Genomic DNA, 26,765 nt, shown 5'->3' with positions numbered 1-26,765 from the left:
GCGTTATTCCGGCCGAAGTGTGAGAGTCCGCTCGGGAGACGCTTCCGATGTGCTGATTCGACGGTAGCGGCCATTCGCCCAGGCTTCTGCCTGATCGTGATAGAACTCCGAGAACGGATTACCGGACTGGCCGAGCGACAGGCTGAATAGCGAGGCGTCGAGATCCGAGAGATCGTAGACCGCGCGGATACCGGCTCCGTGGACATGATAGAAACTGAAATCCGTCTCAGAAATCCGCACGCTCGGGCTACCCCGGTTCACGGTGAAGTCGCCGCCGTCGGTTGCGATCTGGCTGTCCAAAATCTTGTCGAGGAAGGGCACTCGTGACCAGAGTTGGTGCCTGAACCGGGATTCGTGAGCCTCGCCCCAGCGCCAGTCTTCCGGGTTCGGCCCGAATTTGGCCGTCAGGCGGGCAATGGCTTCCTGCAGGCTGTCCCGCACGGACACGGTGCAGGGCTCGACGATGGTGGAGCGGATATCGTCGCACCATTCCGGGGCATCGGTCAGGACGGCGTCGAACATATGCGGATAGGCGCGCCGGTAGTCGCTGATCAGATATCCGAGCTCATCGCCGAAGATCTTACGGTGCAAAAGCGCGGTCCAGAGGGTGTAGACCAGCGGCTCTACGCGGTCTCTGCGCATCTCCCCGTTCCATTGCCGGAGCTTCTCGACCATATCCCGCTCCAGGTCAGACAATGCCCCTAGCTTGAGATGTTGCAGCAGCAGAGCCCGCGTGTGCGGCACGTCCGACGAAAAGTTATCCATCTGCAAATCGGCCTGCGCTTGTGCCGTGGCGCCGGTGCTTGTCTCCAGCAGTCGTTCCCGGATGCGTTCCGTCCGGAATGGCGCGACGAATTCCCGGCTAAGAGAAAGCGTGGGGTCGCGGCGCGGCAAATGGTCGTTTGCCTGAACGACCATATTGCTTTCGGGGTTGCGGATGAGGGGCAGCCGGTTCCTGTCGACCCATCCAATCCAGTCCCCGGAGCCGGTTGCGCCGTCAGCGGGCATGAAGCCGTCACCCCCTTTTCTCACCGGCATCCGTCCGGCGAGGAGCAGGGCGATTGAGCCGTCCCGGTCCGCCAGGGTGACATTTTGCGGTGGGCTGGAAAAATCGCTCAATGCTTCTATCGCCTCATCGACCGAGCGGGCCCGGTTCAGGAGGAGAAAACTCTCGACGCTGTTATCGCCCGGCTTGAGCGAGGTGGCACCGAGAGCGAGGACCGTCTTTTGGCCGGGTTGTCTGGCGCGGCTCCAGATATCGGAGAGAACCGGACCGTGCCGCGTTGTCCGGAAAGTCTCGCTGACTTCGCGGTCACCGATGCGGAAACGCTCTTCCCTGATCTCGAATGCCTGACTGCCGTCCGATGTCAGGTATCGCGCCGGATCGCCCGGATCGACCTGTTCGATGAAGAGATCCTGGGTGTCTGCAAGCGGTGTCGTAAATCCCCAGGCGATGTGGTCGTTGTGTCCGAGGATCAGAAAGGGGACGCCGGGAACTGTCACGCCCGCGAGCGTGCCATCAGGAGTCTCGATCCGGGTGAGATACCACAAATTGGGATTGGTGAGCCTCAGGTGAGGGTCGCTGGCGAGCAGGGGCTTGCCGCTTTTGGTTCTGCTGCCCGAAAGAGCCCACGCATTCGACGCGCCGTCAGGCGCAAGCTGGGCAGGCAGAGCGGCCGCGAGCTGTGTTGCCGCGTTGAGCTCTCCCGGAGAGAGGAGGCCTTGTTGCTGGGGCGCCATGTCCGGCTTCCGGCCGTCCGGTCCCTGGTACAGGAAGGCGATCTGGTCGGGGCTGAGTCCGGCCTCAATCATCCGGAGGCGGTCCAGTTCGGAGGACCAGTTGGTGCCGAGCTGGAATGCCATGAGCTGTTGCCAGACCAAGCTATCGGCCGGCTTCCAGGGCTCCGGTTCGTGAAACAATACGATGAATTCCGGCGGCAGGGCGCCGTCACGGGTCTTCAGGTAAGCGTTAACCCCGTCCGCATAACGCTCGAGCGCCAGTTTCAATTCAGGCGATGCCCGGCGGTAGGTTTCCTCCGCACGGCGATAAAGCCCGAGGCCGCGGGTCAGACGGTCGAATGAGAGCACGCTGTCGCCCGCCGAAGCGGAGAGATTTCCGACGATTTCTGCGATCCGTCCGGCGCCGATCCGGCGCATGGATTCCATTTGCCAGAGCCGGTCCTGGGCGTGGACATAACCGAGGGCGAAATAGACGTCGCCGCCCGAGCCTGCCTTGATCAGCGGCACACCGGCATCGTCCCGGGCAATCGTCACGGGGGCGGTCAGCCCTGCCAGGGCGACGTCTCCCTCGATCTGGGGCACTGAGCCGCTCAGCCAGACGAGCAAGGCTGCACAGCCGAAATTGAAGCCCACAAAGACAAAGAGAAGGCCGATCGCAAGACGTTTACCCCATCTCAGCATCGGCCTTCTCCCTATCGATTACGCTATGACGCGCGATCAGGTCTTGTTGAAGATGATGGTCTTCTTTTTCGTGAAGTGCTCCAGCATGGCTTCCAGCGTGGCTTCCTTGCCGATGCCGGACTGCTTCACGCCGCCATAGGAAAGACCCGGCTGCACGACCAGGTTCTGGTTCACCTGCACGAAGCCGGCTTCCAGTTTCTCGGTGAAGTTCAGCGCGGCCTTGAGGTCGTTGGTCCAGACCGTGGCGGCGAGGCCGTAATCACTGTCATTGGCGGCAGCGAGCACTTCTTCCTCGTCGGTCCATTTGATGACGCAGGTCACCGGGCCGAAGATCTCCTCGCGGGCCAGCTTGCTGTCGTTCGTCATGCCGAGGAAGACGACTGGGCGGACGAACAGGCCGTCCTTGAACTTGGCGTCGGTCGGCATGGCGGAGCATTCGATTGCTTCCGCTCCGGCCTCGCCCTTGCCGTGGTCGATATAGGACTTCACCTTGTCGAACTGCTCCGGCGAGATGATGGTGCCGATATCGGTCTTCTCGTCCAGCGGATCGCCCATCACCATGGCGTCGACCTTCTCGCGCAGCTTGGCGACGAATGCGTCATGCACGTCGGCATGGACGAACATCCGGCTGGCGGCGGTGCAGCTCTGGCCCTGGCGGGTGAAGCGCATGCCGGTGACGGCGCCGCCGATGGCCTTGTCGATATCGGCGTCCTTCATGACGATCATCGGGCTCTTGCCGCCGAGCTCCAGGGTCACCGGGATCAGTTTGTCGGCGGCGGTTTTGTAGACGATCTTGCCGGTCTCGACGGAGCCGGTGAAGGTGATCTTGCCGACCTTCGGATGGGCAACCAGTGGGGCACCGCATTCCGGGCCGTAACCGGACAGCATGTTGAAGCAGCCGGCAGGCAGCACGGAGGCCAGGATCTGGCAGACGCGCAGGACGGTCAGCGGCGCTTCCTCGGCGGATTTCACCACCACGGTGTTGCCGGCGACCAGTGCCGGGGCGATCTTCAGTGCCATCAGCAGCAGCGGCACGTTCCATGGAATGATCGCGCCGACGACACCGACCGGCTCGCGCACGGTGATGGTCAGCATGTCCGGATGGTGCGGAACGGTCTCGCCCTTCAGCTCAGACGCGAGGCCGGCATGGAACAGGAAGGCGTCGGCCAGGATCGAGGCCTCGACACGGCTTTCGGTGCGCAGTGCCTTACCGGTTTCAAGAGCGATGAGGCGGCCAAGCTCCTCGACATGGTCCATCAGGACTTCGCCGCATTTATGGATCAGCGCGCCCCGGTCGCGGGCCCGCATCTTGCCCCATTCCTTCTGCGCGGTGGCTGCATCTTCCACCGCTGCGTTCACGTCGGTCTCGTCGCCCTCGGCGCCATAGCCGATGACGGTGCCGGTGGCCGGATCAATGACCTCGAAGCTGTTGCCGGAGGAGGCCGGGACCAGCTTGCCGCCGATCAGGTGGCGGCCGGACAGAGCCTTCGCCAGCGCGTAGGGATCGGTGTTCGGGGTGAGAGCAGGTTCGCTCGAGAAATCGAGCTCGTTGCGCATCAAATTCATAGTCCAAGCTCCTTGAGGATACGGTCGCGGTCCTGATCGAGGTTCGGTGATGGAACGCGGGTCTTCGGATCGTCGAACGCGGTCAGTTTGATCGGGTTGCCGACGACTTTCATCGCGCCGGTGACCGGATCGTCCACATCCACGATCATGTTGCGGGCAGCGGCCTGAGGATGCTCCGCGGCCTGGCCAACATCGTTGATCGGTCCGTTCGGCACGCCTGCTTCATCCAGAATGCCGCCCCAATGAGCCGTAGTGTTGGTGCCTAGGATCGCCTCGATCTCAAGCTTCAGATAGGCTTGGTGCTGTGCCCGGAGGTCGTTCGTCAGGAAACGGTCGTCGGTCTTCCAGCTTTCCTTGCCGAGGGCATCGGCCATCTTGTGGAACAGTCCGTCGTTCCCTGCGGCGATGATGATGTAGCCGTCTTCGGTCTCGAAGGCCTCGAAAGGCGTGATCGAGGGATGGCGGGCGCCAAGCGGTCCCGGCGCGGTGCCGGTAACGAAATAGCGCATGATCGCGTTTTCCAGCAGGGCGAGCTGGCAGTCGAACATGGAGATGTCGACTTTCGTCGCCTCACCGGTCTCGGAGCGATGGAACAGTGCGGACATGGCGCCGATGGCGGCATAGAGGCCGGAGCCGATATCGCCGATGGAGGTGCCGATCCGGGTCGGCGGTGCGCCCTCATGGCCGGTAATGCTCATGATGCCGCCCATGCCCTGCACGACCATATCGTAAGCCGGGCGGTACATGTCGGGGCCGGAATGGCCGAAGCCGGAGGCGGAGACATAGATCAGCTTCGGGAATTTCTCATGCAGCCGTTCCCAGCCGAAGCCGAGCTTTTCCATGGTCCCGGGCCGGAAGTTCTCGACGATGATGTCGGCCTTCTCCAGCAGCTTGTCGAGGATCGCCTTGTCGCCCTCGTCCTTCAGGTTCAGGGCAATGCTTTCCTTGCCCCGGTTGACGGACTGGAAATAGGCCGACTTGCCGTTGATGAACGGCCCGTAATGCCGCGCGTCGTCGCCGGTTTCAGGCGTTTCCACCTTGATCACCCGGGCGCCGAGTTCCGCCATCATCATGGTGCAATAGGGCCCCGCGAGAATCCGCGAGAGATCGACCACGGTCACCCCGGAAAGAGGGCCTCCTGACGCTGCCATGCGCTGTGTCCTTTATGAATTAACTCAGAGATCTGGGGCGAATTAGTAAGGGATTGAAAAGGTCACGGCAAGCGGGCCTCCAGCAACATTGCTATCCCCAATAACGACCGGTCGCTCCCACGATGATGGTCACCCACCCCAAGCCAAGATTGGTCGCGACAATCACCCGGATCCGGTTCAGCCGTGCGCCAGCCGTTGGGAAATCTTCTGCATCGACCGCACGGCGGAACTTGAGCCATTCGGCAAAATAGAGATGGCCAAAGAGGCCCATCATCACGAACCCGGTCAGGTTCATGATGTGGATATGGATGCCGGCACCGGCGAAGCCGCCGAATTCCATGAAGATCATCCAGTAGCCACTGGCCAGTAGCAGGACAATCTGGGTGGTTACGAAGCTGAAGAAGCGAGCGAAAACCGCGCGCCAGAGGCGCAGCCGGTCCGGCGCGTGCTCCAGGGTACCCATGGAGGGGCGCAGGCAGGTATAGGCGAAGAACATGCCGCCGACCCAGATCACCGCGGAGACGATGTGGATGGCGAGGGCGATAATCATTGTGTAGGGCATAACTCTCTCCTGCTCTCTCTGACGGAGAGCCTTATGTCAGGGTGTTTCGCGCTGATAGAGGATGAAGGGCGTCTTGGTGGCGATCCGGTCATAGGCGGAGCGGCCGCGATAATTGAATTCCTGGGTCAGCCAGCGGACCATCGCCCAGCCTCGTTCCTGGGCCATCGCGTCCATCGCCTTGAACAAGGCCTCGAACACGCCCTGACCGCGCGCGTCAGGATCGACGAACAGATCGTCGAGGAAGCCGCATTCGGCGCCGGAGAGCGGGCGCGGCATGGCGCGGATATGGGCGAGGCCGATGGCCTTGCCGCTCGCGTCCTCGGCGATCAGGCAGTTCAGCACATGCGCCGGGTCGTGCAGCCAGCCCCAGACGTTGTCCGCGATGGCATCCGTCATCGGCACCTTGTAGAAGGCGGCATAGCCGTCGTAGAGCCGGCGCCAGTCCGCCTTGTGCCGTTCTTCTGCCGGAATGACCCTGATTCCGTTGCTAGCCATTATCGGCCCTCCCACTTAAATAATTGCCGGACCTTATCAGTATCGCAGCGTCGGGCAAGCAGGCTGCGCACTTGACGCATCCCCCCCCGGTGGGAATATGTCGGCGGGGACAGAAAAGGCACCGTGACACGGCGGGGACAGGACGGAGCATGAGACCAGATCAAGGCAGTTTTCCCTTCACAGACGACCACGGCACCGTCTGGCTAGCCTTCACTGACTGGGGCAACCGGATGTTGCCGCGGACTATGATCTGCGCGCACGGTCTGACCCGGCAGGGTCGGGATTTCGATGCGCTTGCCAGGGCGATTGGCAAGGATATCCGCTGTGTCGAGACCGATGTTGTCGGGCGCGGCCGCAGTGGCTGGCTCAATAACAAGGACGGCTACAATTTCGAGACCTATCTGCGCCATGCGGATGCGCTACTGGATTATCGTGGCTTGCAGGAGGTCGAGTGGCTCGGCACCTCGATGGGCGGCATTATCGGCATGCTGCTGGCGGCGCGCGAGGATTCGCCGATCAAACGGCTGATCCTGAACGATGTCGGCCCCTTCATTCCGAAGGCGGCTCTGGAGCGGATCGGGACATATGTCGCCGATCCTCCGGTCTTCCAGAATTTGAACGAGGCCGGGGCCTATCTGCGCGAAACGCTGGCGGATTTCGGCGATCTTTCAGATGCGGACTGGTCGGAAATGACCCAGCACAGCGTACTCCGGGAGCCGGACGGTACATACAAGATGCATTACGATCCGGCAATCGGGGCCGCGTTCGAGGGGCCGATAGAGGATGTCGATCTCTGGGCGGTCTACGACATGATCAAATGCCCGACTCTGGTGCTCCGGGGCGCCAATTCCGATCTGCTGACCCGCGATGTCGCCGAGGAAATGACGGAGCGTGGCCCAAAGGCTGATCTGATCGAGTTCGAGGGCTGCGGCCATGCGCCGGCTTTGATGAACGAGGCACAGATCGGCGCGGTGCATGAATGGCTCATGCAGTTCGAGCCTGTCGAGGAAGAGGAAGACGAGGACATGGTTGCCAAGTCGCCCGCTACAGAAGCCGATGGGACGCCGAGTGACGCTTCCTGACATTCCGTCCTACCCACCGTTCCAACCGCGATTTCCCTGGGTTGGCAGGCATCCGCAAACACTGAGAAGCTTTCTGTTCGGAGGCCGGCCGGTCATCCCGTCTGCGCGGTCCGAGCGTATCGCATTTCCGATGGAGGACGGCACCGGCGACCGCTTGTCCGGTATGTTGGAGCATCCGGCAAAACCGATCCCGGGGGCGCCGCTTGTCGTCATCATTCACGGGCTCACCGGCTGTGAGGACAGCTATCTGGTGCGCGACGCTGCCGGGTATTTTGTGGCGGCGGGATTGTCTGTCCTGCGGCTTAATTTGCGAGGGGCTGGGCCGACCAGAGGCGATTGCACGCAATCCTATCATGCCGGCCGGACCGGAGACCTGGAAGCGGTGCTGTCACAGCTGCGCGAGAGCGGCACAGCTGACCGTTTCGTCCTCTACGGCGCCTCCCTCGGCGCCAACATGATGCTGAAATATCTGGGAGAACAAGAGCGACCGCATGTGCTGGCGGCTATCTCGGTTTCCGCGCCGATCGATCTTGCCCGCTCTTCCGAGCGCATCATCCAGCCGCGCAACAGGCTCTACCATCGCTGGCTTCTGAAAAGCATGAAGCGCGAGGCGCTGGCGATCCCGGCCCTAACCGCCGCGGAAAGTAATGCCGTCGCCAATGTCCGGACAATTTTCGAATTCGATGAGCGTCATGTCGCGGCCCGCAACGGGTTTGACGGTGCGCGTGATTACTACACGCAAAGTTCCGCCAGACGGTACCTGAAGGCCATCACGACCCCGACCCTGATCATCCACGCCCTCAACGATCCCTGGATACCGGGGGCGAGCTATCTCGATTTCGACTGGGCGGCGAACCCGCGCTTGACGCCGCTCCTCCCGCTCGACGGCGGCCATGTCGGGTTCCATGACGGCGGAAGCTGGCACCTCAGGATGGCGGAGCGGTTTCTCGAAGAGAAGGGTATTATGTGAGCGTCGGTCGGCGGACACAAAAAGCGGTTCCAGTGACCGGGGATGGTAAGCTGATCGTTGACGACCTTGTCTCCGGTCGTTGGCGGCAAGCGGTTGAACACATCAATTGGAGTGCACTGGAAGCGCGTCGAAAACAGGCTCAGCGGAGCGTGGTTTCACGAGCGACGCTTCTGGCTCTTCTGTTACCAGTCATGTTCTTCGTCGGGACGCTGGTGATTGTATTGGGCCCGAAGATCGCGCTGAAAATCTCAGTTTTCGGATTCGTCACAAAATTCAAATCTTGGTTCACTTTTCACTTTGTGAAGTTGTTGCCGATACTCAAACACAAGGCTGTCTCGGGAACGATAATAGGTGGCCTATTCGGGGGGATTGTCGGCTTCACTACTATGAAGTCGCGTGCATACGCGTTGCACTTTGCGAAAATAGCTGTTTTCCCGCTCCTGCATTCGATTGACGGGCTTTCACGCCTCGATGTGCGTTCGTTGCGGCAGGATGCCGAGGGCGATCTTTTAGCCTTAATCGAGCGATCCGGGTTCACGCTAACTGGAGAGACGGCATACGCAGATGAACGGCACGGCCTTACAATTCTTGAGCCGGGATACCTTGCTCATATTTTGCCCGTGCGATTTGAAAAATATGATTATTCGAACCGGCGCAGTGTGCGGACTTTTAGCGGTTCGGTCCTAGTCTTACGTGTCGCCGAGCGGGTTCACCTTGACGAGCGTGTTCAGTTTCTTGAGCGGGCTGTCGCTCGGACGTCTTGGGGACGGCCACCCTCACATAGAGGAAACTGCCGAGGGAAACGCGTCTGGCACGCTTCGGGCTCTCATTGTGTCTTGTTGCTATCAGATCAGCGTGAGTTCGCAAGGGCGCGCATTGCTCGTGCCGTCAACCACCCTCCGCTTTCTGTTCTGGAAAGCATCGTTTCCGACCTAGTGGAAACAGTTGGGCTCTGTCGTGCCGCCACTGAAATGTGGCGTCACAAAATGGCGCCTCGGCAGCCAGGCTAAGCCTTTCACCCGGCTTTCAAACGCTGCGCCACCTCGACCGCGAAATAGGTCAGCACCCCGTCGGCGCCCGCGCGTTTGAAGCCAAGCAGGCTTTCCACCATGGCCCGTTCCCGGTCGATCCAGCCGTTCAGGCCGGCGGCCGAGATCATCGCGTATTCGCCGCTTACCTGATAGGCGTAGGTCGGCATGGAGAAAGTGTCCTTTACCCTGCGTACGATGTCGAGATAGGGCATGCCCGGCTTGACCATGACCATGTCCGCGCCTTCTGCAATGTCGAGGGCGACTTCGCGCAAGGCCTCATCCGTATTTGCCGAATCCATCTGATAGGTCGACTTGCTGGCCTTGCCGAGGGTGCCGGAGGAGCCGACAGCATCCCGGAACGGGCCATAGAAGGCGGACGCGTATTTGGCCGAATAGGCCATGATCTGCACATTGTCGAAGCCGTGCGCATCAAGAGCTTTGCGGATCACGCCGATGCGGCCGTCCATCATGTCTGACGGCGCGACGATGTCGCAGCCTGCGCGAGCCTGAGCCAGGGCCTGGCGGCACAGGATTTCGACGCTCTCGTCATTCAGAATACGGTCGCCTTCAAGCACGCCGTCATGACCGTGGCTGGTATAGGGGTCGAGCGCGACGTCGCACATTACGCCGATATCGGGCACGGACGCCTTAATCGCACGTACGGCCTCACACACGAGATTGTCGTCCCTTTCGGAATAACTGCCGGTTTCGTCCTTAAGCTCCGGTTCGGTGAACGGAAAGAGCGCGACCGCCGGAATGCCGAGATCCCGCGCCTTGCCGACAATCTCCGGCAGCCGGTCGACGGAATAGCGAAATACGCCTGGCATCGACTCGACCGGCTCTTCCAGGCCGTGGCCTACACGGACGAAAATCGGCCAGATCAGATCGTCGACGGACAGCCGGTTTTCCGCCACAAGCCGCCTTGACCATTCGGTCTGCCGGTTCCGGCGCATGCGGATCGATGGGAAACCGGAACCGGTGTTCGGCGTTTTGTCGGTCGCGGACAGGTGCGGGGCGGATCCGTTCAGGGGCATTTTCTTGAGCCTTGTTCGTTAACCAGCAGGCGTTTCTCTCGCAACGGATGGTAAAGCGGAGAGAGGCCGGTGAAAAGGCACCGGTTGTCGCACGGGCCGTTGCAGGTGACCGGGATGCCCAAAGGGGAACTGGCGCAAGCATTGAACACCGGCAGGGTGCCGCCTATGATCCGCCGCCCGAACGCGTGCTGTCTAGAACACGGCCGGCCATGGAGGAATTGTAGATGGATTTCCAACTGAACGAGGAACAGCGCGCCATTCAGGATGTGGCCCGCGCTTTCACGGCAGAGCATTTTACCCCGAACGCCGCGCGCTGGGACGAGGAAGAGATTTTTCCCGTCGAGGAGATTCGCAAGGCGGCGGAACTCGGGCTGGCCGGGATCTATGTTGGCGAGGAGCATGGTGGTTCTGGCCTGAGCAGGCTCGATGCGGCGATCATTTTTGAAGAACTTTCCGCCGGGTGCCCCTCGACCGCGGCCTATATCTCCATCCACAACATGGTCTCCTGGATGATCGACCGGTTCGGCTCGGACGAGGTCCGGGCGCGGTTCCTTCCGAAGCTGACCAGCATGGAGATGATGTCGAGCTATTGTCTGACCGAGCCGGGCGCCGGTTCTGACGCAGCATCGCTGAAGACCCGTGCTACGCCGGAAGGCAACAGCACGTTCCGGATGACGGGGGCCAAAGCCTTCATTTCCGGCGGGCCGACCAGCGATCTATACGCAGTCATGGCGCGCACCGGTGGTGACGGGGCCGGTGGTGTCTCCTGCTTGTTGGTGGAAAGCGGGACAGACGGGCTCTCCTTCGGCAAGAAGGAACGCAAGATGGGCTGGCACAGCCAGCACACTTCCATGGTGAATTTCGAGGATTGCCCGGTGCCGCGTGACAATCTCGTCGGTAACGAGGGCGATGGTTTCAAGATCGCCATGGCCGGGCTTGACGGTGGCCGCATCAATATCGCCGCCTGTTCCCTCGGCGGTGCCCGCGCGGCGTTGGAAGCGGCGCTGTCTTACGCCGCTGACCGGGCCCAGTTTGGCAAGAAGCTCAATGAATTCCAGGCCATTCAGTTCAAGCTAGCGGACATGGCGACGGAACTGGATGCGGCCCGGCTGATGGTGCACCGGGCGGCGGACAGTCTGGACCGGAAGACCCCGGATGCGACCAAGCACTGCGCCATGGCGAAACGCTTGGCGACGGATCTCTGCTCGCGAATCTGCAACGAGGCGCTGCAGATTCACGGCGGATATGGCTATCTTGGTGACTTCCCGCTCGAACGGCTGGTCCGCGACCTGCGTGTTCACCAGATCCTCGAAGGCACCAACGAAATCATGCGCGTGATCATTGCGCGCAAACTCCTCACGGAATGGAATCAATGACTGACGACGTTCGTTTTGAAATCCAGGGCTCCATCGGCTGCATTACCCTGGATCGCCAGCGTGCCCTGAATTCACTGACGCTGGAAATGATCCGGGCCATGCAGGTCCAGCTTGATGCCTGGGCCGAAGACCCGAATGTCGGGGCTGTCCTGATCGAGGGCGCCGGAGAAAAGTCCTTCTGCGCCGGTGGAGACGTCGTCGCCGTGCGACGCTCTCGGCTGGAAGAGGGCGAGACGGGCAAGCCGACCCAGCTGATGCTGGACTTCTTCGGTGAAGAATACCGTCTGAATCGCTCGATCTCCGACTACCCCAAACCATATATCGCGCTGCTTGACGGCGTGACCATGGGCGGCGGTGTCGGCATCTCGGTGCACGGCACTTTCCAGATCGCGACTGAACGCACACTCTTCGCCATGCCGGAAACCGGCATTGGCCTGTTCCCGGATGTTGGCGGCGGCTGGTTCCTGCCGCGTTGCCCGGGCGAGCTCGGGACTTATCTGGCGCTTACCGGTGCGCCGGTGAAGGCGGCGGATTGCCTTTACATCAAGGCGGCGACGCATTTTGTGCCCAGCGACAGGCTGCCGGCGTTGCGGGCGGAACTGTTGGCGCTCGACTTCAAGGGGGACGCGGCGGGCCGGATCTCGGTTCTGTTGTCCGAACATGCGGCTTCCGGCGGCGATGCGCCGCTGGCGGAGCGCCGTGCGCTGATTGACAAGGCGTTCGCCCATGACCGGGTAGAGGACATCATCGCGGCTTTGAAGGCGGTTGGTGGCGACTTTGGCGAAGAGACCGCAGCCTTGCTTGAGCATCGCTCTCCGACCAGCCTCAAGGTGACGCTCGAGATGCTGCGCCGGGGCGCCCGATGTGCCAGCCTTGCCGAGGATCTGGAGATGGAGTTCACCATGGTTCAGAGCTTCTTGGTCGCCGGGGATTTCTTTGAGGGTGTGCGGGCGCTTCTGGTCGACAAGGACCGGGCGCCAAAATGGTCGCCGTCAACACTGGAGGCGGTTACGCCGGAGGCGGTTGCGGCCTATTTCGCGCCTGACGGCAAGATCGGGCTCTGATTTCAAGAAAACAATAAGGACGAGGGAGCTAACACATGACCACCATCGCATTTATCGGGCTTGGCAATATGGGCCTGCCGATGGCCAAGAATCTGCTCGGCGCGGGCCATGCAGTGCGCGGTTTTGACCTCTCTTCGGAGAGTCTGGAAAAGCTGACAGCTGCTGGCGGCACCGCAGCAGCAAGCGCCGCCGAAGCGGTGAGCGGCGCCGAAGTGGTGGTCACCATGTTGCCGGCGGGCAAACATGTCCGGGCGGTTTATGAGGAAAGTGTGTTCCCGAACGCGGCTCCGGGGACGTTCTTCATCGATTGTTCGACCATCGACGTCGATACCTCGCGTGCTGTCGCGGCAGACGCGGCGGCCAAAGGCTTCCCGATGCTGGATGCGCCGGTTTCCGGCGGGACCGGTGGGGCAGAAGCCGGCACGCTGACTTTCATGGTCGGTGGCGACGATGCGGCATTCGAGCGTGCCAGCCCATTCCTCAATGTGATGGGCGCGACGATTGTCCATGCTGGCGGCAGCGGAAGCGGTCAGGCGGCGAAGATTTGCAACAACATGGTGCTCGGCATTTCCATGATTGCCGTATCCGAAGCTTTCGCCCTTGCGGACAAGCTCGGCCTTGATCGTCAGAAGCTCTTCGATATCAGCTCGAAGTCTTCCGGACAGTGCTGGGCGATGACCAGTTATTGCCCTGTTCCGGGTCCGGTTCCGACGTCTCCGGCGAATCGGGAGTACCAGGCTGGCTTCAGCGCAGCCATGATGTTGAAGGATCTCGACCTAGCGCAACAGGCCGCGGAATCTGCCAAAGCCACAACCCCTATGGGGAAAAAGGCGGCGGAATTCTACGGAAACTTCGTCTCAGAGGGTAATGGCGCACTCGATTTCTCTGCTGTCTTCAAGAAACTTCGCGGCAATTAGGTTGCGTGTTACGTCTTTTTGACGCTACAAGAACGAGCACTATTGTATCGAATTCATACCTAATATTGGAGTTCGGAGGCTTATGTCGGGCGTGACGACACCGGACCGGAATACGGCGGACCCTTCCGCGATCAAAAACGAGTACTTGGAAGCGATCAAACTGATCGAGCGTCTTCACAGGCAATTTCTTGAAGTTGTGAAGATGGAGCTCGACCGGAAGGGGATCGAAGACATCAACAACATCCAGGCCTTGATATTGTTCAATATCGGGGACGAGGAACTGACGGTCGGGGAGCTGACGAACCGGGGTTATTATCTCGGCTCGAACGTTTCCTACAACGTCCGCAAAATGGTCGAGAACGGTTATCTCGCGCAGGAACGATCCGCGCATGACCGACGCTCGATCAGGGTGAAGCTCTCCGATAAGGGGCTGGAACTCTGCGGCTTTGTCACCGAAATGTTTGATCGTCATGCTGCAGCTCTCGGAGAAACTGGCGGAAGTCCCGAACGGTTGACCGAGTCGAGCACGGTTTACCGTGAGCTCGAGCGCTTCTGGATGGGGCTCCTAAATTTCGGCATCCGAGGCGGTATGCCGCCAGGTTGATGCCAGGGCAGTTCAGGCATCCCCGGAATGTCGACTAAACAAACGAACACGCGGCCGGCTTTCCGGCCGCGTTTTCGTTTGGACAGCCGAAAAGCCTTTCCATAGAGTGTCGCGGCGCTTTGCCGCCCTGTTGTGCCGCCACGTGCGGTCAGGGATAAGACTTCCAGACCACAGAGGATTCCATGCGTCTTTCCGCTTATTTTCTGCCCACGCTGCGCGAAAATCCTAAGGAGGCGCAGATCGTCTCCCACCGCCTGATGCTGCGCGCGGGGATGATTCAGCAGGCCAGTGCCGGGATTTATTCCTGGCTTCCGCTCGGCCACAAGGTCTTGCGCAAGATCGAGCAGATCGTTCGCGAGGAACAGGACGCGGCCGGTGCCCAGGAAGTGCTGATGCCGACCATCCAGTCGGCCGATCTCTGGCGCGAAAGCGGCCGGTACGACGATTACGGCAAGGAAATGCTGCGGATCGAGGACCGGCACGGGCGCGACATGCTCTACGGGCCGACCAACGAGGAACTGATCACCGACATCTTCCGGACCCATGTGCGCAGCTACAAGGCGCTGCCGCTGATGCTCTATCACATCCAGTGGAAGTTCCGGGACGAGGTGCGGCCCCGGTTTGGCGTGATGCGCGGACGTGAATTCCTGATGAAGGATAATTACTCCTTCGACACGACCTATGAAGGCGCAGTCGATTCCTACAACAAGATGTTCGTCGCCTACCTGAAGACCTATGCCCGCATGGGGCTGAGCGCGATCCCGATGAAGGCCGATACCGGCCCGATCGGCGGCGATCTCTCCCATGAATTCATCGTCCTCGCCGATACGGGCGAGAGCGGTGTGTTCTACGACCAGGCTTGGGAGAATCAGGATTTCGCCAACATGACCGTGGATTACGCGGACATGGATGCAGTGAACGGTATCGTCGAACGCTATACGTCACTTTATGCCGCGACTGACGAGAAGCACGTTCCGGGCGAGGCACCGGTGCCCGAGGAAAACCTGAAGGAACGCCGGGGTATCGAGGTCGGCCAGATATTCTATTTCGGCACCAAGTACTCGGAACCGCTGGGGGCTACGGTCTCGGCGCCGGAAGGCGGGGACGTGCCGGTGCATATGGGCTCCTATGGAGTCGGGGTATCCCGGCTAGTTGGTGCGATCATCGAAGCGAGCCACGACGACAAGGGCATCATCTGGCCGGAGCAGGTCGCTCCCTTCACGGTTGGCATAGCCAATCTGAAAACCGATGACGAGGGATGCACAACGGTCTGCGAGGACCTATATGCCAAGCTCTCGGCGGCCGGTATCGAGACGTTGATTGATGATCGGGACGAGCGTCCCGGCGCGAAGATGGCCAATCTCGATCTTATCGGCGTGCCGTGGCAGATCCTTGTCGGACCGCGCGGGCTCAAGTCCGGTGTGGTCGAGGTGAAGAACCGCAAGAGCGGCGACGTCGAGGAAATGACACCGGAAGCAGTCCTGAACAGATTTGCTTCCTGAATGGGTCCGGTTCTAAGGGGTTCTTAATGTTCGGCATTTTCGAGCGCATGGTCGCCATGCGGTATCTGCGCTCCCGCCGCCAGGAAGGCTTTATCTCCGTCATCGCGGGTTTTTCCCTGCTCGGTATCGGCCTCGGAGTGGCGACCCTGATTATCGTCATGTCGGTGATGAACGGCTTCCGGGCAGAGCTGGTAGGTCGGATTCTCGGTCTCAACGGTCATATGTCGGTTTACAGCAAGGGCGCGCCGATTCAGGGGTTCGACGATCTCGCGGTCAGGATCGGTGAAATACCGGGCGTGCTAACGGTCACACCGCAGCTCGAGGGCCAGGTCATGGCGATGGCGAACGGCATCGCCTCAGGCGCTCTGGTGCGCGGTCTCCGGGCCAGTGCACTGCTCAGCCGGCAGATCGTTCCCGATAATATCACCGCCGGATCGCTGGAGGAATTCAGTGGCAAGAGCGGCGTGATCATGGGGGCCCGGCTGGCGCGCCGTCTCCGGGTTGGGGTGGGTGACAAGATCACGCTGATATCGCCCAGCACGACGACAACGGTGATCGGCAGCGTGCCGCGGATGCGGGCTTTCACGGTCGCGGCCCTGTTCAATGTCGGCATGTATGAATACGACAACACTTTCATCTATATGCCGCTGAAGGCCGCGCAGACCTTCTTCAAGAGCGGCGATGCCGTGAACGCGGTTGAGGTGATGGTGAGCGACCCACAACAGGTCGATGCTGTCCGGCTGCCCCTCCGCAAGGTGATCGGTGCAGACAATTACTCGCTCGACTGGAAGCAGCAGAATTCCAGCTTTTTCAATGCGCTGGAAGTCGAGCGGAACGTCATGTTCCTGATCCTGACGCTGATAATCCTGGTCGCCGCTTTCAACATCATCTCCTCGATGATCATGCTGGTGAAGGACAAGGGGCGGGATATCGCCATCCTGCGCACCATGGGAGCGTCCAAGGGCATGGTGATGCGGATTTTCTTCATGTCCGGGGCCAGCATCGGTGTGATCGGAACGATCGGCGGAACCATCCTCGGGCTGGTTTTCTGCGACAATATCGAAACCATACGGCAAGCCCTGCAGAGCCTGACGGGAACCGAACTGTTCTCGGCGGAAATCTATTTCCTGTCGAAGCTTCCGGCCGAAGTCGACGCCCTCGAGGTTATTACCGTGGTTTCCATGGCGCTGTTCCTGTCCTTCGCCGCGACAATCTATCCGGCCTGGCGCGCGTCCCGGCTCGATCCGGTGGAGGCGCTTCGCTATGAGTGATTCGGGGCCGGACGGGCAAAAGATGTCGGAGATCGAGCGCATTGCCCGCGGCGGTGCGACAAGCGATGCCGTTCTCGAACTGCGCGGAGTTTCCCGCAGCTTCAAGGAGGCAGGAGGAACCCTCACGGTTCTGCGCGATATCGATCTCAGCCTCAAAGCCGGCGAGGTTACGGCGCTTGTCGGGCCGTCGGGTGCGGGTAAATCTACATTGCTCCATATCGCTGGCCTGCTGGAGCCGCCGAGCACCGGGGAAGTCATCTTCCAGGGCGAGTATTGCAGTCAGGCAAGCGAAGCTGAACGCACGCGGATCCGGCGCGACGGTATCGGCTTCGTCTATCAGTTCCATCACTTGCTGCCGGAATTCTCGGCGCTCGAGAACGTGATGATGCCGCAACTGATCTCCGGCCTGTCGAAAAGCGAGGCGCGGGACCGGGCCCGGCAATTGCTTGAGCTAGTCGGTCTGGAAAATCGCGAAACCCACCGTCCGGCGAAACTGTCCGGCGGTGAGCAGCAGCGGGTCGCGATCGTTCGGTCCATAGCAAATGTTCCGGCTGTATTGTTGGCCGACGAGCCGACGGGTAACCTCGATCCGCATACCGCCGAGGAGGTTTTCAAGCAGCTCCGCCGGATCATTTCGGCGACGGGAATCGCAGCACTGATCGCCACACACAACCTCGAGATCGCCCGCTCCATGGACCGGATCGTGGAATTACGGGACGGCACTCTAAAATCTATTAAGTAAGTAAATTCAGATTTTTATGAGTGAAAATCAGGTGTTCGTCTGTTGTTCATGCTGACGCTCCCGCAGCGCTGTGAAACAATCGCAGACCTGCTGTTAAGAGGGCCGCATGTCTCACGCTGATTTTGTCCATCTCCGCGTCCATTCCGCCTATTCGCTCGCCGAAGGTGCGATCAAGGGCAAGGAGCTGGTTTCGCTCGCGACCAAGAACGCAATGCCGGCGGTGGCGATGACCGACAGCGGCAATCTGTTCGGCGCGCTCGAATTCGCGGTGACAGCTTCCGGCGCGGGTGTGCAGCCCATTGTCGGTGCGCAGATCGCCATCCGTCAGCCAGATACGGAGCCGCGCAGCGGTCTCAAGGTTGTCGGCGGCACGGCCCACACTCCGAACCAGACCGATCAGATCGTGCTGATTGCCCAGACCGATGCGGGCTATCGCAATCTTATGGATTTGATCAGCCGGTCCTTCACCAAGACCGACCCGGGCGAGTCCCCGCAGATACCGTTCGAGGATCTGGAAGGACGGAGTGACGGTTTGATTGCGCTGACCGGCGGGCCCGAAGGGAAGGTCGGACGGCTTTTGCTGGATAACCGAGCGGAAGAGGCGGAAACCGCGCTGCTGGATTTGAAAGCGCTGTTCGATGATCGGCTGTATGTCGAAATCCAGCGTCATTTCACCGATCCTGAAAGACGCACCGAAGCGCCTTTCCTCGATCTCGCCTACAAGCACGACATCCCGCTTGTCGCCACCAACGAGTGCATGTTCGCGACCGAAGCCATGTATGAGGCGCATGACGCGCTGCTGTGCATTGCCGGGCGCACGGTGATCGGCAACCCGAACCGTCGTCGCGTTACGCCGCACCATCGGTTCAAGAGTGCCGAGGAGATGCGGGAGCTGTTCTCCGACCTGCCGGAGGCTGCCGACAACACGATGGTGATCGCCCGGCGCTGCAGCTTCATGCCGGAGAAACTGGCGCCGATCCTGCCGCCATTTGAGACGGTAGGTGGCCGTAACGAAGCGGAGGAATTACGGGCGCAGGCCGAGGAGGGGCTGAAGAAGCGGCTGGAAGGCTATGTCTTTACCGACGAAATGGACGAGGCCGCCCGCGCCGAGGTGGCGAAGCCCTACCATGAGCGGCTCGACTTCGAGCTCGGCATCATCGAGCAGATGGGCTTTCCTGGATATTTCCTGATCGTCGCCGACTTCATCGGCTGGGCCAAGGAGCAGAACATTCCGGTCGGCCCGGGCCGTGGGTCCGGCGCGGGTTCTCTCGTCGCCTATTCGCTCCTGATTACCGATCTGGATCCGTTGCGCTGGGGATTGCTGTTCGAACGCTTCCTCAATCCGGAACGTGTCTCGATGCCTGACTTCGATATCGATTTCTGTCAGGACCGCCGCGGCGAGGTGATCGACTATGTGCAACAGCGCTACGGCCGGGACAAGGTCGCCCAGATCATTACCTTCGGTAAGCTACAGGCCCGCGCCGCGTTGCGCGATGTCGGCCGGGTGCTGGAAATGCCGTATGGTCAGGTCGACCGGATTTGCAAACTGGTGCCGAACAACCCAGCCAATCCGGTGACGCTTGCCGAGGCGCTGGATGTTGAGCCGGAGCTGCGCCGTCAGCAAAAAGAGGACGAAGAGGTTGGCGAGCTGATCAGGATCAGCTTGCAGCTTGAAGGATTGTACCGGAACGCCTCCACCCACGCCGCCGGCGTGGTGATCGGTGATCGGCCGCTGCATGAGCTCGTCGCGCTCTATCAGGACCCGAACTCGGACATGCCGGCAACCCAGTTCAATATGAAATGGGTGGAGCAGGCCGGGTTGGTGAAGTTCGACTTCCTCGGCCTGAAGACCCTCTCGGTCTTGCAGAACGCGGTCGATCTGCTGAAGCGGCGGGATATCGATATAGACCTCTCGCAAGTCCCGCTTGATGACAGACCGACCTTTGAAATGCTGGGACGGGCGGAATCGACCGGGGTGTTCCAGCTTGAAAGTACCGGCATGCGGGATGTGCTGCGCCGGATGAAACCTGACCGTTTCGAGGACATCATCGCGCTCGTCGCCCTTTATCGTCCGGGCCCGATGGCGAACATTCCGAAATATATCGCCTGCAAGCACGGAGAAGAGCAGCCGGATTACATGCATCCGGTACTGGAGCCGGTTCTGAAGGAAACCTTCGGCATCATGATCTACCAGGAGCAGGTGCAGCAGGCGGCCCAGCGGCTTTCCGGGTACACGCTCGGCGGCGCCGACCTTCTGCGTCGCGCCATGGGTAAGAAGATCAAGGAAGAGATGGACGCCCAGCGCGAGACTTTCGTGAACGGCGCGGTCGAGCAGAATGTGAAGGCGGAGAAAGCGTCGGAGATTTTCGACCAGATCGCGGCATTCGCGGGTTACGGCTTCAACAAGAGCCATGCGGCTGCCTATGCGCTGGTCGCCTATCATACGGCCTATCTCAAGGCGAACTACCCGGTCGAGTTCCTGGCTGCGTCCATGACCTACGACATGAACAACACCGACAAGCTGAATGTCTTCCGCCAGGAGATCCAGCGCCTCGGCATCGATCTGCTCGGGCCGGATATCAACAAATCATTCGTCGATTTCGTGCCGGAAATCGGCCCGAACGGCGAACTTGCGATCCGGTATGCACTGACGGCCATCAAGAATGTTGGTGAGGGCGCCATGGAGGCGTTGATCAAGGAGCGTACGGAGAACGGCCCCTACAAGTCGATCAACGAATTTGCCAGCAGGATCGACGGCTCGGTGGTGAACAAACGGCTGATGGAAAATCTGGTTCGGGCCGGCGGTTTCGATTGTCTGACCATGAACCGGGGGCAGCTGTTTGAAAGCGTTGAGAAAATCATGCGCCATGCCAATGCGGCGGCGGCGGAACGCAGCTCGGACCAGGTTAGCATGTTCGGCGGTTCCGCCGGAGAGTCAGAGCCGGACATCGCGCTGGCTGACCGGCTCGACTGGCCGGCGATGGAGCGTCTAAAGGAAGAGTTTGACGCCATCGGTTTCTACCTCTCGGCCCATCCGCTCGATGCTTACGGCGCATCGCTGGAGCGGCTTGGCGTGGTTCGCTCAGACCAGATTGTCGCGACCGTGAAGGCGAAGGGCAATTCGGCCCGGATCATTCTCGCCGGGATCGTTGTCGGCTCCCGCGTGCGCACGTCGAGCCGGGGCAACCGGTATGCCTTCGTCCAACTCACCGATCAGGCGGGCGTCACCGAAGTCACGGTCTTTTCCGAGGTTCTTGCGGTCAATCGCGACTTGCTGGAAGCGGGCCAGTCATTGCTGGTCAAAGCCGATGCGAAGATCGAGGACGAGGGCATCCGCCTTACCGTCTCCCGTATCGAGGCGCTGGACAAGGCAGTCTCCGGTACGGCGGCAGGCCTCAAGATCTATCTGCGCGACAAGGACCCGATCCCGCATATCTGCGAGATGATCTCCAAGGAAAAGCCGGGGCGGGGTAAGGTTAAGCTGGTGGTCGACACGGATAACGAGGAGGTCGAAGTGGCACTTGCCAGGACTTATACGATTTCTCCGAATTTCCGGGCGGCAATCAAGTCACTGCCGGGCATCGTTGACGCCCGGGATATCTGATCCGGAGCGACACCATGTTTGATGCGCTTGTTCAGAAGGTGCTGTTTCTGGTCGGTGGGGCCGTGGTGACTTTTTGCGCCGGGTACGGGCTCTATTCTCTATGGGAAGAGAACACCATGTCGGGTCGCTGTTTCTCGGCGGAACGCAGGATTGAGCAGCACAAGTTCGGCATCGACCTGCAGAATCTGATGAACCTCGCGGACCAGCAGGCCAACAGGAAACGGACGGTCGAGCTGTGTTTCGTTGAGGACGGTGCCTGTTATCCGGGATATGCGCGTGATTTGCAGGATTTCTGCAATTCACAAATGACGTCCGGGGGGTAGGCATCGGAGGTCGAGAGTCCTAGGCTGCTTTTCCCGTCTCTGACACCCACCGCCTCCGGACCGGTATTTCATGAGCAAGAAACGTATCGCGATTTGCGGTTTCAATCTTGAATCCAATCGCTTCGCCCCGACCTGTTCCCGCCCCGATTTCGAAGAAAACATGTGGTTCAAGGGAGCGGATATCGACCGCCAGGCGCGGGCCGAGCATCCCTCGATCCATCTCGGGATCTGCGGGTTTTACGACATCATGGACGATAAATTCGGTGGTCCCGCCGGATGGGAGCCGGTGCCGGCCCTGGTGATCGGCTCATGTCCGGCTGGGCCGGTCGAGGAAGCGTTCTTCAACGAATTTCTGGCCGAGCTGAAAGCGGAATTGGAAGCTGGTGGCAAGGTGGATGGCGTTTACATCTGCGAGCATGGCGGCGCCTGCGCCACTCATACCCATGATCCGGACGGTGAGGTGTTCAAGCTGGTGCGTGATGTCGTCGGGCCGGACGTGCCGGTGATTGCGACGCTGGACCTGCATGCCAACGTCTCCGAGGAGATGATGGAAGCGACCGATCTGATGATCGGCTACATCACCAACCCGCATGTCGATCTCTATGAGCGCGGCTGCGAGGCGGCAAAGGCCATGCTGGAGATGTTCGACGGTGTGGAGACCGCATCCTATCGCATCCGGCTGCCGCTGGTGGCGCCGTCCGTCACCCAACTGACGGCGGAAGGGCACCCTTATGGCGATCTGATCCGGCTTGGGCAGACCAAGCTGGATGCCAGTGTGATGAACGTGACCTGCCTTTCCGGCTTTGCCTTTTGCGACACGCCGAAGAACGGCATGACGGTGATCGTGACGACCCGGGGGGACGCCGAAGACGCCAAGCGCGTGGCGACCGATCTGGCGGAAGCTGCCTGGAACGATCATCACCGATACGTCCCGAAGATGGCTTCCCTGGAGGATGCGGCCACGCTGGCAAAGGCCGTTAGCACCGATGCTTCCCGCGAGCCGATCCTGTTTGCGGATCCGGCGGATAATCCCGGCGGCGGAGGGCGCGGCAACACGACCTATATCCTGAAGGCTTTCCTCGATGCTGGGGTGACCGGCTGCACCTTCGCCGTGTTCTTCGATCCGGCGGCAGTCCGGGCAGCGAAGGCCGCTGGCGTCGGGGCGACGATCGACGTCACGCTGAACAGCGAGGAAGACAACAGCTTTTCCGACAAGCTCGACGTGACGGCGGAGGTGCTGCATCTCTCCGACGGGATCTTCGTCGGCAATTACGGCATGGTCGAGGGCAAGACGACGGATCTGGGGGATACGGCGGTGCTGAAAGTCGGAGGCATCAAGATCGTCTGCATCACCAAGCGGACCCAGTGTCTGTCGCCGGATTATCTGACCGCGTTCGGGATCGATGCGGCGGCGGAGCGCTGCATTGTGGTCAAGTCGCGCGGGCATTTCCGTGCGGGCTACGCCCATATGTTCCCGCCGGAGCGGATCGTGGAAGTGGATGTGCCGGGCCTGACCTCACCGAACCTCGCCAATTTTGACTGGAAATATGTGCAGCGGCCATTCTTCCCCGTCGATGGGGACGCTGCCACCTGGGACAGGAGCCAAGCATGAGCCCAACAAGCATGAGCGGCGAAACCTGGAACGCCGTCGACGATTACTTCACAGCGGAACTGGTGCCCGAACAGGCAGACTTTCAGAAGGCGCTGGATGCGAGCGACGCCTCGAACCTGCCCGCCATCAGCGTTTCGGCCAATCAGGGCAAGTTCCTGCATCTGCTGGCCCGGATGATCGGTGCGAAGAAGGTGCTCGAGGTCGGTACGCTCGGTGGTTACAGCACGCTCTGGTTCGCCAGCGCACTTCCGGCCGACGGCAAGGTGGTGACGCTGGAGTTCGAGCCTCTGCATGCTGAGGTGGCGCGCGCCAATTTCCGGGACGCCGGGTATCAGGACATGATCGAGGTGCGTGTCGGCGCAGCGCTCGACAGCCTACCGGGTGTCGAAGCGGATGACGTCGGCCCGTTCGACCTCGCCTTTATCGATGCGGACAAGCGGAACAATCCCGGTTATTTCGAATGGGCTATGAAGCTGGTCCGCCCGGGCGGCATGATCCTGGTGGATAATGTTGTGCGCGGAGGCCAGGTGCTGGAGGCCGAGACGGCCGACAGGGACGTTCAGGGTGTCCGCAAGGTGATTGCGATGATCAAGGCCGATCCCCGGGTGGATGCGACGGCCCTGCAGATCGTCGGCTCAAAAGGCTATGACGGGGTTGCCATCTGCCTGGTGAAACCGTGATCCCGGCGGGCTTGCGTACTGTGCCGGTATTGGCCAGCATACATCAGGTTTTCTGAGAGGGAGGAGCTGCGATGGAACGGGATTTTACCGCGCGCGGCCATCATGACATGGGCGGCCTTCCGGCTGGCGAGATCAACCGGGAAGAACATGATTACGCGCTTTGGGAAAAGCGGGTCGATGCCCTGATGATGATCTGCACGAACCGGCTGAAGCTGATGACGGTGGATCAGTTGCGCAAAGGCATCGAGGCCTTGCCCCCAGGTGCCTATGACGACATGACCTATTACGAGCGCTGGATCTCTTCGGTGACCAACACCCTGCTGGAGCGGGGCGTGTTCACCGCGGACGAGCTTGGCGCCAAGATGGAAGAAGTGCGCGCGCGCTATCCGGATGGCGTAATGCCGGAAGGCAGTGCCGGAGGAGGCTGCTGATGGCACGCTTCGCGGTCGGCGATCGGGTCCGGGTCCACAAGCAGTTCCCGCCGACCCCGCCGAGCCATATCCGCACGCCGTATTATGTCCGTGGGCACGCCGGCATCGTGGAGCGGATCTGCGGCGCCTTCCGCAATCCGGAAGAACTGGCTTTCGGCCGAGACGGCGCCCCTGAAATTCCTCTCTACCGGGTCCGTTTCCGCCAGAAGGATCTCTGGTCGGATTATGAGGGCCATGAGGACGATAAAATCGACATCGAGATTTTCGAGTTCTGGCTCGATCAGGACGAAGGATCTGAAGGAGAGACGGCATGAGCACTGGGCATGACGATCAGGGCCATGGTCATCATCATCATCACGATCATGACCACGGCCATATGCATCCCTACGATCCTGAGCATCACCATCCGCACCGGACGGATCAGGACGATAGCATGACCTATTACCGCCTGATGGAAGAGGCGGTGCGGGAGCTGATGATCGATAAGGGTCTGGTTACGGCGGATGACATCCGCGCCGAGATCGAGGCGATGGATTCCCGCAGTCCGGCGAACGGGGCGCTTGTTGTCGCCCGTGCCTGGACGGACCCGGATTTCAAGGCGCGTCTGATCGCGAACCCGAAGGAAGCCATCGCCGAGGTCGGGCATGACATCGGCCCGATGAAGCTGATTGTGCTGGAGAATACACAGCAGGTGCACAACGTCGTCGTCTGCACTCTTTGCTCCTGCTATCCGCGCTGGATTCTCGGTATTCCGCCGGATTGGTACAAAAGCCGCTCTTACCGCTCCCGCGTGGTCCGTGAGCCGCGCGCCGTGCTGCGTGAGTTTGGTACGGAAATCGCGGATAACCGCGAAGTGCGGGTGCACGACAGTACAGCGGACATGCGCTACATGGTGCTGCCGATGCGCCCCGAGGGCACGGACGGCATGAGCGAAGAAGCGCTTGCCGCCTTGATCCACCGGGATGCGATGATCGGGGTGACGGAAGTCAGCGCCAATTAGGATCATGAAGCGCGTCTTCTAGTCTCAATATAATATAAAATTACTCACAAGCTCAGCCGAAGTGCGTCCTCTAGAGGTATATCCAAAATGAGGAGGATGACTGATGAGGATCGCAAAGAGTCTATTGGTCCCGGCCGTATTGGTCGTGGCCGTTGTTTTCTCTATACCGGCGAGTGCATTTGACATCTATCGCGGCGTGAGTGCCAAGAACAATGGTAATGCAAGCCTTGGCCCTGGCTCATTCGCATTTGGCAAGAACGGAGATTTGTCGACCTTTGACATTGGTAATCTCCCCCGCAATCCCTGTTTCGTGAAAATTACCTTGGCGAATGTCCCTAATAAACCGCCGCAGGTTAATGACACCGGCGACGTTCAGGGGCTCGTCAATAATTACCAGGCGGTCTTCGACAATAACCCGCCTGGGCACTGGAATATTCAACTTGGCGGTGTCAACCCAAACACCGCAAAGAACGACTTCTCGAATTGGGCGAAGAATAACCGCGGTATGGTGATTGTTAACGGCGCTCAGAACAACTGTTACTGAGGGTCCATATACCTCGAGAGAAGAGATGGCTGTTCGTCATACCGCTGCATTGTTTTCAGCAGAACGATACGTTGCGGTTTTGCGAGCGGATTATGGTCTGACGGACAGCCTGGATCTCGAGAAAATGAAGACTGACTGCGCGGCGCGTGTGCCCGGCCTATCAACGTTCGGGACCGAGCTTCTTTCCGTACTCCGTTATGATCCAGAGTGGTTTAAAGAAAATGAAGATGACCCTGAATTGTGGGGACTTATCCGCCTCGCTGAACTGGCCAGGCCTGCACCAAGTCTGAGCGCGAGCAATGATACGGGCTTCTATTTTCTAGAACAGGCGTTGAGTGCCATCGGCTGGAGAAAGGACGAAACTGAGCACCTCCAGAAAGGACGTTCAATAACCGAGCTGTTTCAGAGCCCCGTCAATGCAGATGCATTCCCGTTCCCGAACATGGCTTATTTTTTGGCGGGCTGGTTGTCCGCCGAAGATTGTAAAGCCTTGCGTCGTGACCTGTTAGCCGCTTGGAACGACGAGGGCAGTCCTCCTGTTGCGATGGTCTCCCGCACTGAAAAATTCGCTACTCAGCTCAATGTTGACGCAGCCGAGACGCTCCGGCTGGTTTTCCGGGACGCGGTGGCAATGCTGGATGCATCTATTGCTTCAGGCGAGGCGCTTTTCCTGACCCTCGATTGATCCTTGCATTTCTCTGGCGGGACCTTTAGAAACCGCGCATTCATCACGCACACGGGTGTGCGCGGTGTCGGGGAGACATCCCGGCGCAGCGCTCCGGT

The 26,765-nt window shown here is 60.3% G+C and carries 25 protein-coding genes; 19 read left to right on the top strand and 6 right to left on the bottom strand.

Annotated features, from left to right (window positions below; all coding sequences use genetic code 11):
- Positions 1-3: 3 nt before the first annotated feature.
- From VOI22_RS07260 to VOI22_RS07240, 5 genes are all read right to left on the bottom strand, one after another.
- Positions 4-2,421, bottom strand: coding sequence for a penicillin acylase family protein (locus VOI22_RS07260; protein ID WP_323795861.1), 2,418 nt, complete (start codon positions 2,419-2,421; stop codon positions 4-6).
- A 36-nt stretch (positions 2,422-2,457) separates the two neighbouring features.
- Positions 2,458-3,987 carry an aldehyde dehydrogenase family protein gene (locus VOI22_RS07255; protein ID WP_323795860.1) on the bottom strand — a complete coding sequence of 510 codons (1,530 nt, stop codon included), beginning with the start codon at positions 3,985-3,987 and terminating at the stop codon, positions 2,458-2,460.
- Positions 3,984-5,138: a CaiB/BaiF CoA-transferase family protein gene (locus VOI22_RS07250; protein WP_323795859.1), complete on the bottom strand. Its 1,155-nt coding sequence runs from the start codon at positions 5,136-5,138 to the stop codon at positions 3,984-3,986. The genes VOI22_RS07255 and VOI22_RS07250 overlap by 4 nt, the downstream gene beginning before the upstream one ends.
- A 91-nt stretch (positions 5,139-5,229) precedes the next feature.
- Entirely contained in the window at positions 5,230-5,700 is a 471-nt protein-coding gene (locus tag VOI22_RS07245; protein WP_323795858.1) for a CopD family protein, read from the bottom strand.
- A 36-nt stretch (positions 5,701-5,736) separates the two neighbouring features.
- A complete protein-coding gene (locus tag VOI22_RS07240) occupies positions 5,737-6,195 on the bottom strand; it encodes a GNAT family N-acetyltransferase (RefSeq protein ID WP_323795857.1) in 459 nt (152 codons plus the stop codon).
- Between the two features lie 149 nt (positions 6,196-6,344).
- Between VOI22_RS07240 and VOI22_RS07235 the strand changes: the two genes are divergently transcribed.
- Genes VOI22_RS07235 through VOI22_RS07225 form a run of 3 tightly spaced genes read left to right on the top strand, consistent with a single transcriptional unit; the run spans position 6,345 to position 9,257 of the window.
- Entirely contained in the window at positions 6,345-7,277 is a 933-nt protein-coding gene (locus tag VOI22_RS07235; RefSeq protein WP_323795856.1) for an alpha/beta hydrolase, read from the top strand.
- Complete coding sequence (locus VOI22_RS07230; protein WP_323795855.1) at positions 7,264-8,247, top strand: YheT family hydrolase; 984 nt, start codon at positions 7,264-7,266, stop codon at positions 8,245-8,247. The genes VOI22_RS07235 and VOI22_RS07230 overlap by 14 nt, the downstream gene beginning before the upstream one ends.
- Positions 8,244-9,257 (top strand): hypothetical protein, encoded by a 1,014-nt coding sequence (locus VOI22_RS07225; RefSeq protein WP_323795854.1) that lies wholly within the window; start codon positions 8,244-8,246, stop codon positions 9,255-9,257. Before VOI22_RS07230 ends, VOI22_RS07225 begins: the two co-directional genes overlap by 4 nt.
- Before the next feature lie 5 nt (positions 9,258-9,262).
- On the opposite strand, the gene hemB is transcribed toward VOI22_RS07225, so the two are convergent.
- On the bottom strand, positions 9,263-10,312 hold the full coding sequence (hemB, locus tag VOI22_RS07220) for a porphobilinogen synthase (protein ID WP_323795853.1): 1,050 nt from the start codon (positions 10,310-10,312) through the stop codon (positions 9,263-9,265).
- A gap of 224 nt (positions 10,313-10,536) precedes the next feature.
- Between hemB and VOI22_RS07215 the strand changes: the two genes are divergently transcribed.
- From VOI22_RS07215 to VOI22_RS07140, 16 genes are all read left to right on the top strand, one after another.
- Positions 10,537-11,688 (top strand): acyl-CoA dehydrogenase family protein, encoded by a 1,152-nt coding sequence (locus VOI22_RS07215; protein WP_323795852.1) that lies wholly within the window; start codon positions 10,537-10,539, stop codon positions 11,686-11,688.
- Positions 11,685-12,752: an enoyl-CoA hydratase/isomerase family protein gene (locus tag VOI22_RS07210; protein ID WP_323795851.1), complete on the top strand. Its 1,068-nt coding sequence runs from the start codon at positions 11,685-11,687 to the stop codon at positions 12,750-12,752. The genes VOI22_RS07215 and VOI22_RS07210 overlap by 4 nt, the downstream gene beginning before the upstream one ends.
- A gap of 35 nt (positions 12,753-12,787) precedes the next feature.
- Positions 12,788-13,669, top strand: a complete 882-nt coding sequence (gene mmsB, locus VOI22_RS07205) for a 3-hydroxyisobutyrate dehydrogenase (RefSeq protein ID WP_323795850.1) — start codon at positions 12,788-12,790, stop codon at positions 13,667-13,669.
- An 82-nt stretch (positions 13,670-13,751) separates the two neighbouring features.
- The gene (locus tag VOI22_RS07200; RefSeq protein WP_323795849.1) at positions 13,752-14,273 is read left to right on the top strand and encodes a MarR family winged helix-turn-helix transcriptional regulator; all 522 of its coding nucleotides are present in this window, start codon (positions 13,752-13,754) and stop codon (positions 14,271-14,273) included.
- Positions 14,274-14,455: 182 nt separating this feature from the next.
- On the top strand, positions 14,456-15,775 hold the full coding sequence (gene proS / locus VOI22_RS07195; protein WP_323795848.1) for a proline--tRNA ligase: 1,320 nt from the start codon (positions 14,456-14,458) through the stop codon (positions 15,773-15,775).
- Positions 15,776-15,801: 26 nt separating this feature from the next.
- Positions 15,802-17,046 (top strand): lipoprotein-releasing ABC transporter permease subunit, encoded by a 1,245-nt coding sequence (locus tag VOI22_RS07190; RefSeq protein ID WP_323795847.1) that lies wholly within the window; start codon positions 15,802-15,804, stop codon positions 17,044-17,046.
- Positions 17,039-17,788 carry an ABC transporter ATP-binding protein gene (locus VOI22_RS07185; RefSeq protein WP_416366103.1) on the top strand — a complete coding sequence of 250 codons (750 nt, stop codon included), beginning with the start codon at positions 17,039-17,041 and terminating at the stop codon, positions 17,786-17,788. The genes VOI22_RS07190 and VOI22_RS07185 overlap by 8 nt, the downstream gene beginning before the upstream one ends.
- Before the next feature lie 106 nt (positions 17,789-17,894).
- On the top strand, positions 17,895-21,392 hold the full coding sequence (dnaE, locus tag VOI22_RS07180) for a DNA polymerase III subunit alpha (protein WP_323795846.1): 3,498 nt from the start codon (positions 17,895-17,897) through the stop codon (positions 21,390-21,392).
- A gap of 14 nt (positions 21,393-21,406) precedes the next feature.
- Positions 21,407-21,715: a hypothetical protein gene (locus VOI22_RS07175; RefSeq protein ID WP_323795845.1), complete on the top strand. Its 309-nt coding sequence runs from the start codon at positions 21,407-21,409 to the stop codon at positions 21,713-21,715.
- A 70-nt stretch (positions 21,716-21,785) separates the two neighbouring features.
- A complete protein-coding gene (locus VOI22_RS07170) occupies positions 21,786-23,327 on the top strand; it encodes a M81 family metallopeptidase (protein ID WP_323795844.1) in 1,542 nt (513 codons plus the stop codon).
- Positions 23,324-24,007 (top strand): O-methyltransferase, encoded by a 684-nt coding sequence (locus VOI22_RS07165; protein ID WP_323795843.1) that lies wholly within the window; start codon positions 23,324-23,326, stop codon positions 24,005-24,007. Before VOI22_RS07170 ends, VOI22_RS07165 begins: the two co-directional genes overlap by 4 nt.
- A gap of 71 nt (positions 24,008-24,078) precedes the next feature.
- Positions 24,079-24,438, top strand: coding sequence for a hypothetical protein (locus VOI22_RS07160; protein ID WP_323795842.1), 360 nt, complete (start codon positions 24,079-24,081; stop codon positions 24,436-24,438).
- Entirely contained in the window at positions 24,438-24,752 is a 315-nt protein-coding gene (locus VOI22_RS07155; protein ID WP_323795841.1) for an SH3-like domain-containing protein, read from the top strand. The genes VOI22_RS07160 and VOI22_RS07155 overlap by 1 nt, the downstream gene beginning before the upstream one ends.
- Positions 24,749-25,438, top strand: coding sequence for a nitrile hydratase subunit alpha (gene nthA / locus VOI22_RS07150; protein WP_323795840.1), 690 nt, complete (start codon positions 24,749-24,751; stop codon positions 25,436-25,438). Before VOI22_RS07155 ends, nthA begins: the two co-directional genes overlap by 4 nt.
- 103 nt (positions 25,439-25,541) lie before the next feature.
- Positions 25,542-25,982 (top strand): hypothetical protein, encoded by a 441-nt coding sequence (locus tag VOI22_RS07145; protein WP_323795839.1) that lies wholly within the window; start codon positions 25,542-25,544, stop codon positions 25,980-25,982.
- Positions 25,983-26,007: 25 nt separating this feature from the next.
- Positions 26,008-26,667 (top strand): hypothetical protein, encoded by a 660-nt coding sequence (locus VOI22_RS07140; RefSeq protein WP_323795838.1) that lies wholly within the window; start codon positions 26,008-26,010, stop codon positions 26,665-26,667.
- The last annotated feature ends 98 nt before the right edge of the window (positions 26,668-26,765 follow it).

Source organism: Nisaea sp. (assembly GCF_034670185.1).
Lineage (GTDB): Bacteria > Pseudomonadota > Alphaproteobacteria > Thalassobaculales > Thalassobaculaceae > Nisaea.
This window is presented reverse-complemented; position numbering and strand designations above follow the sequence as displayed.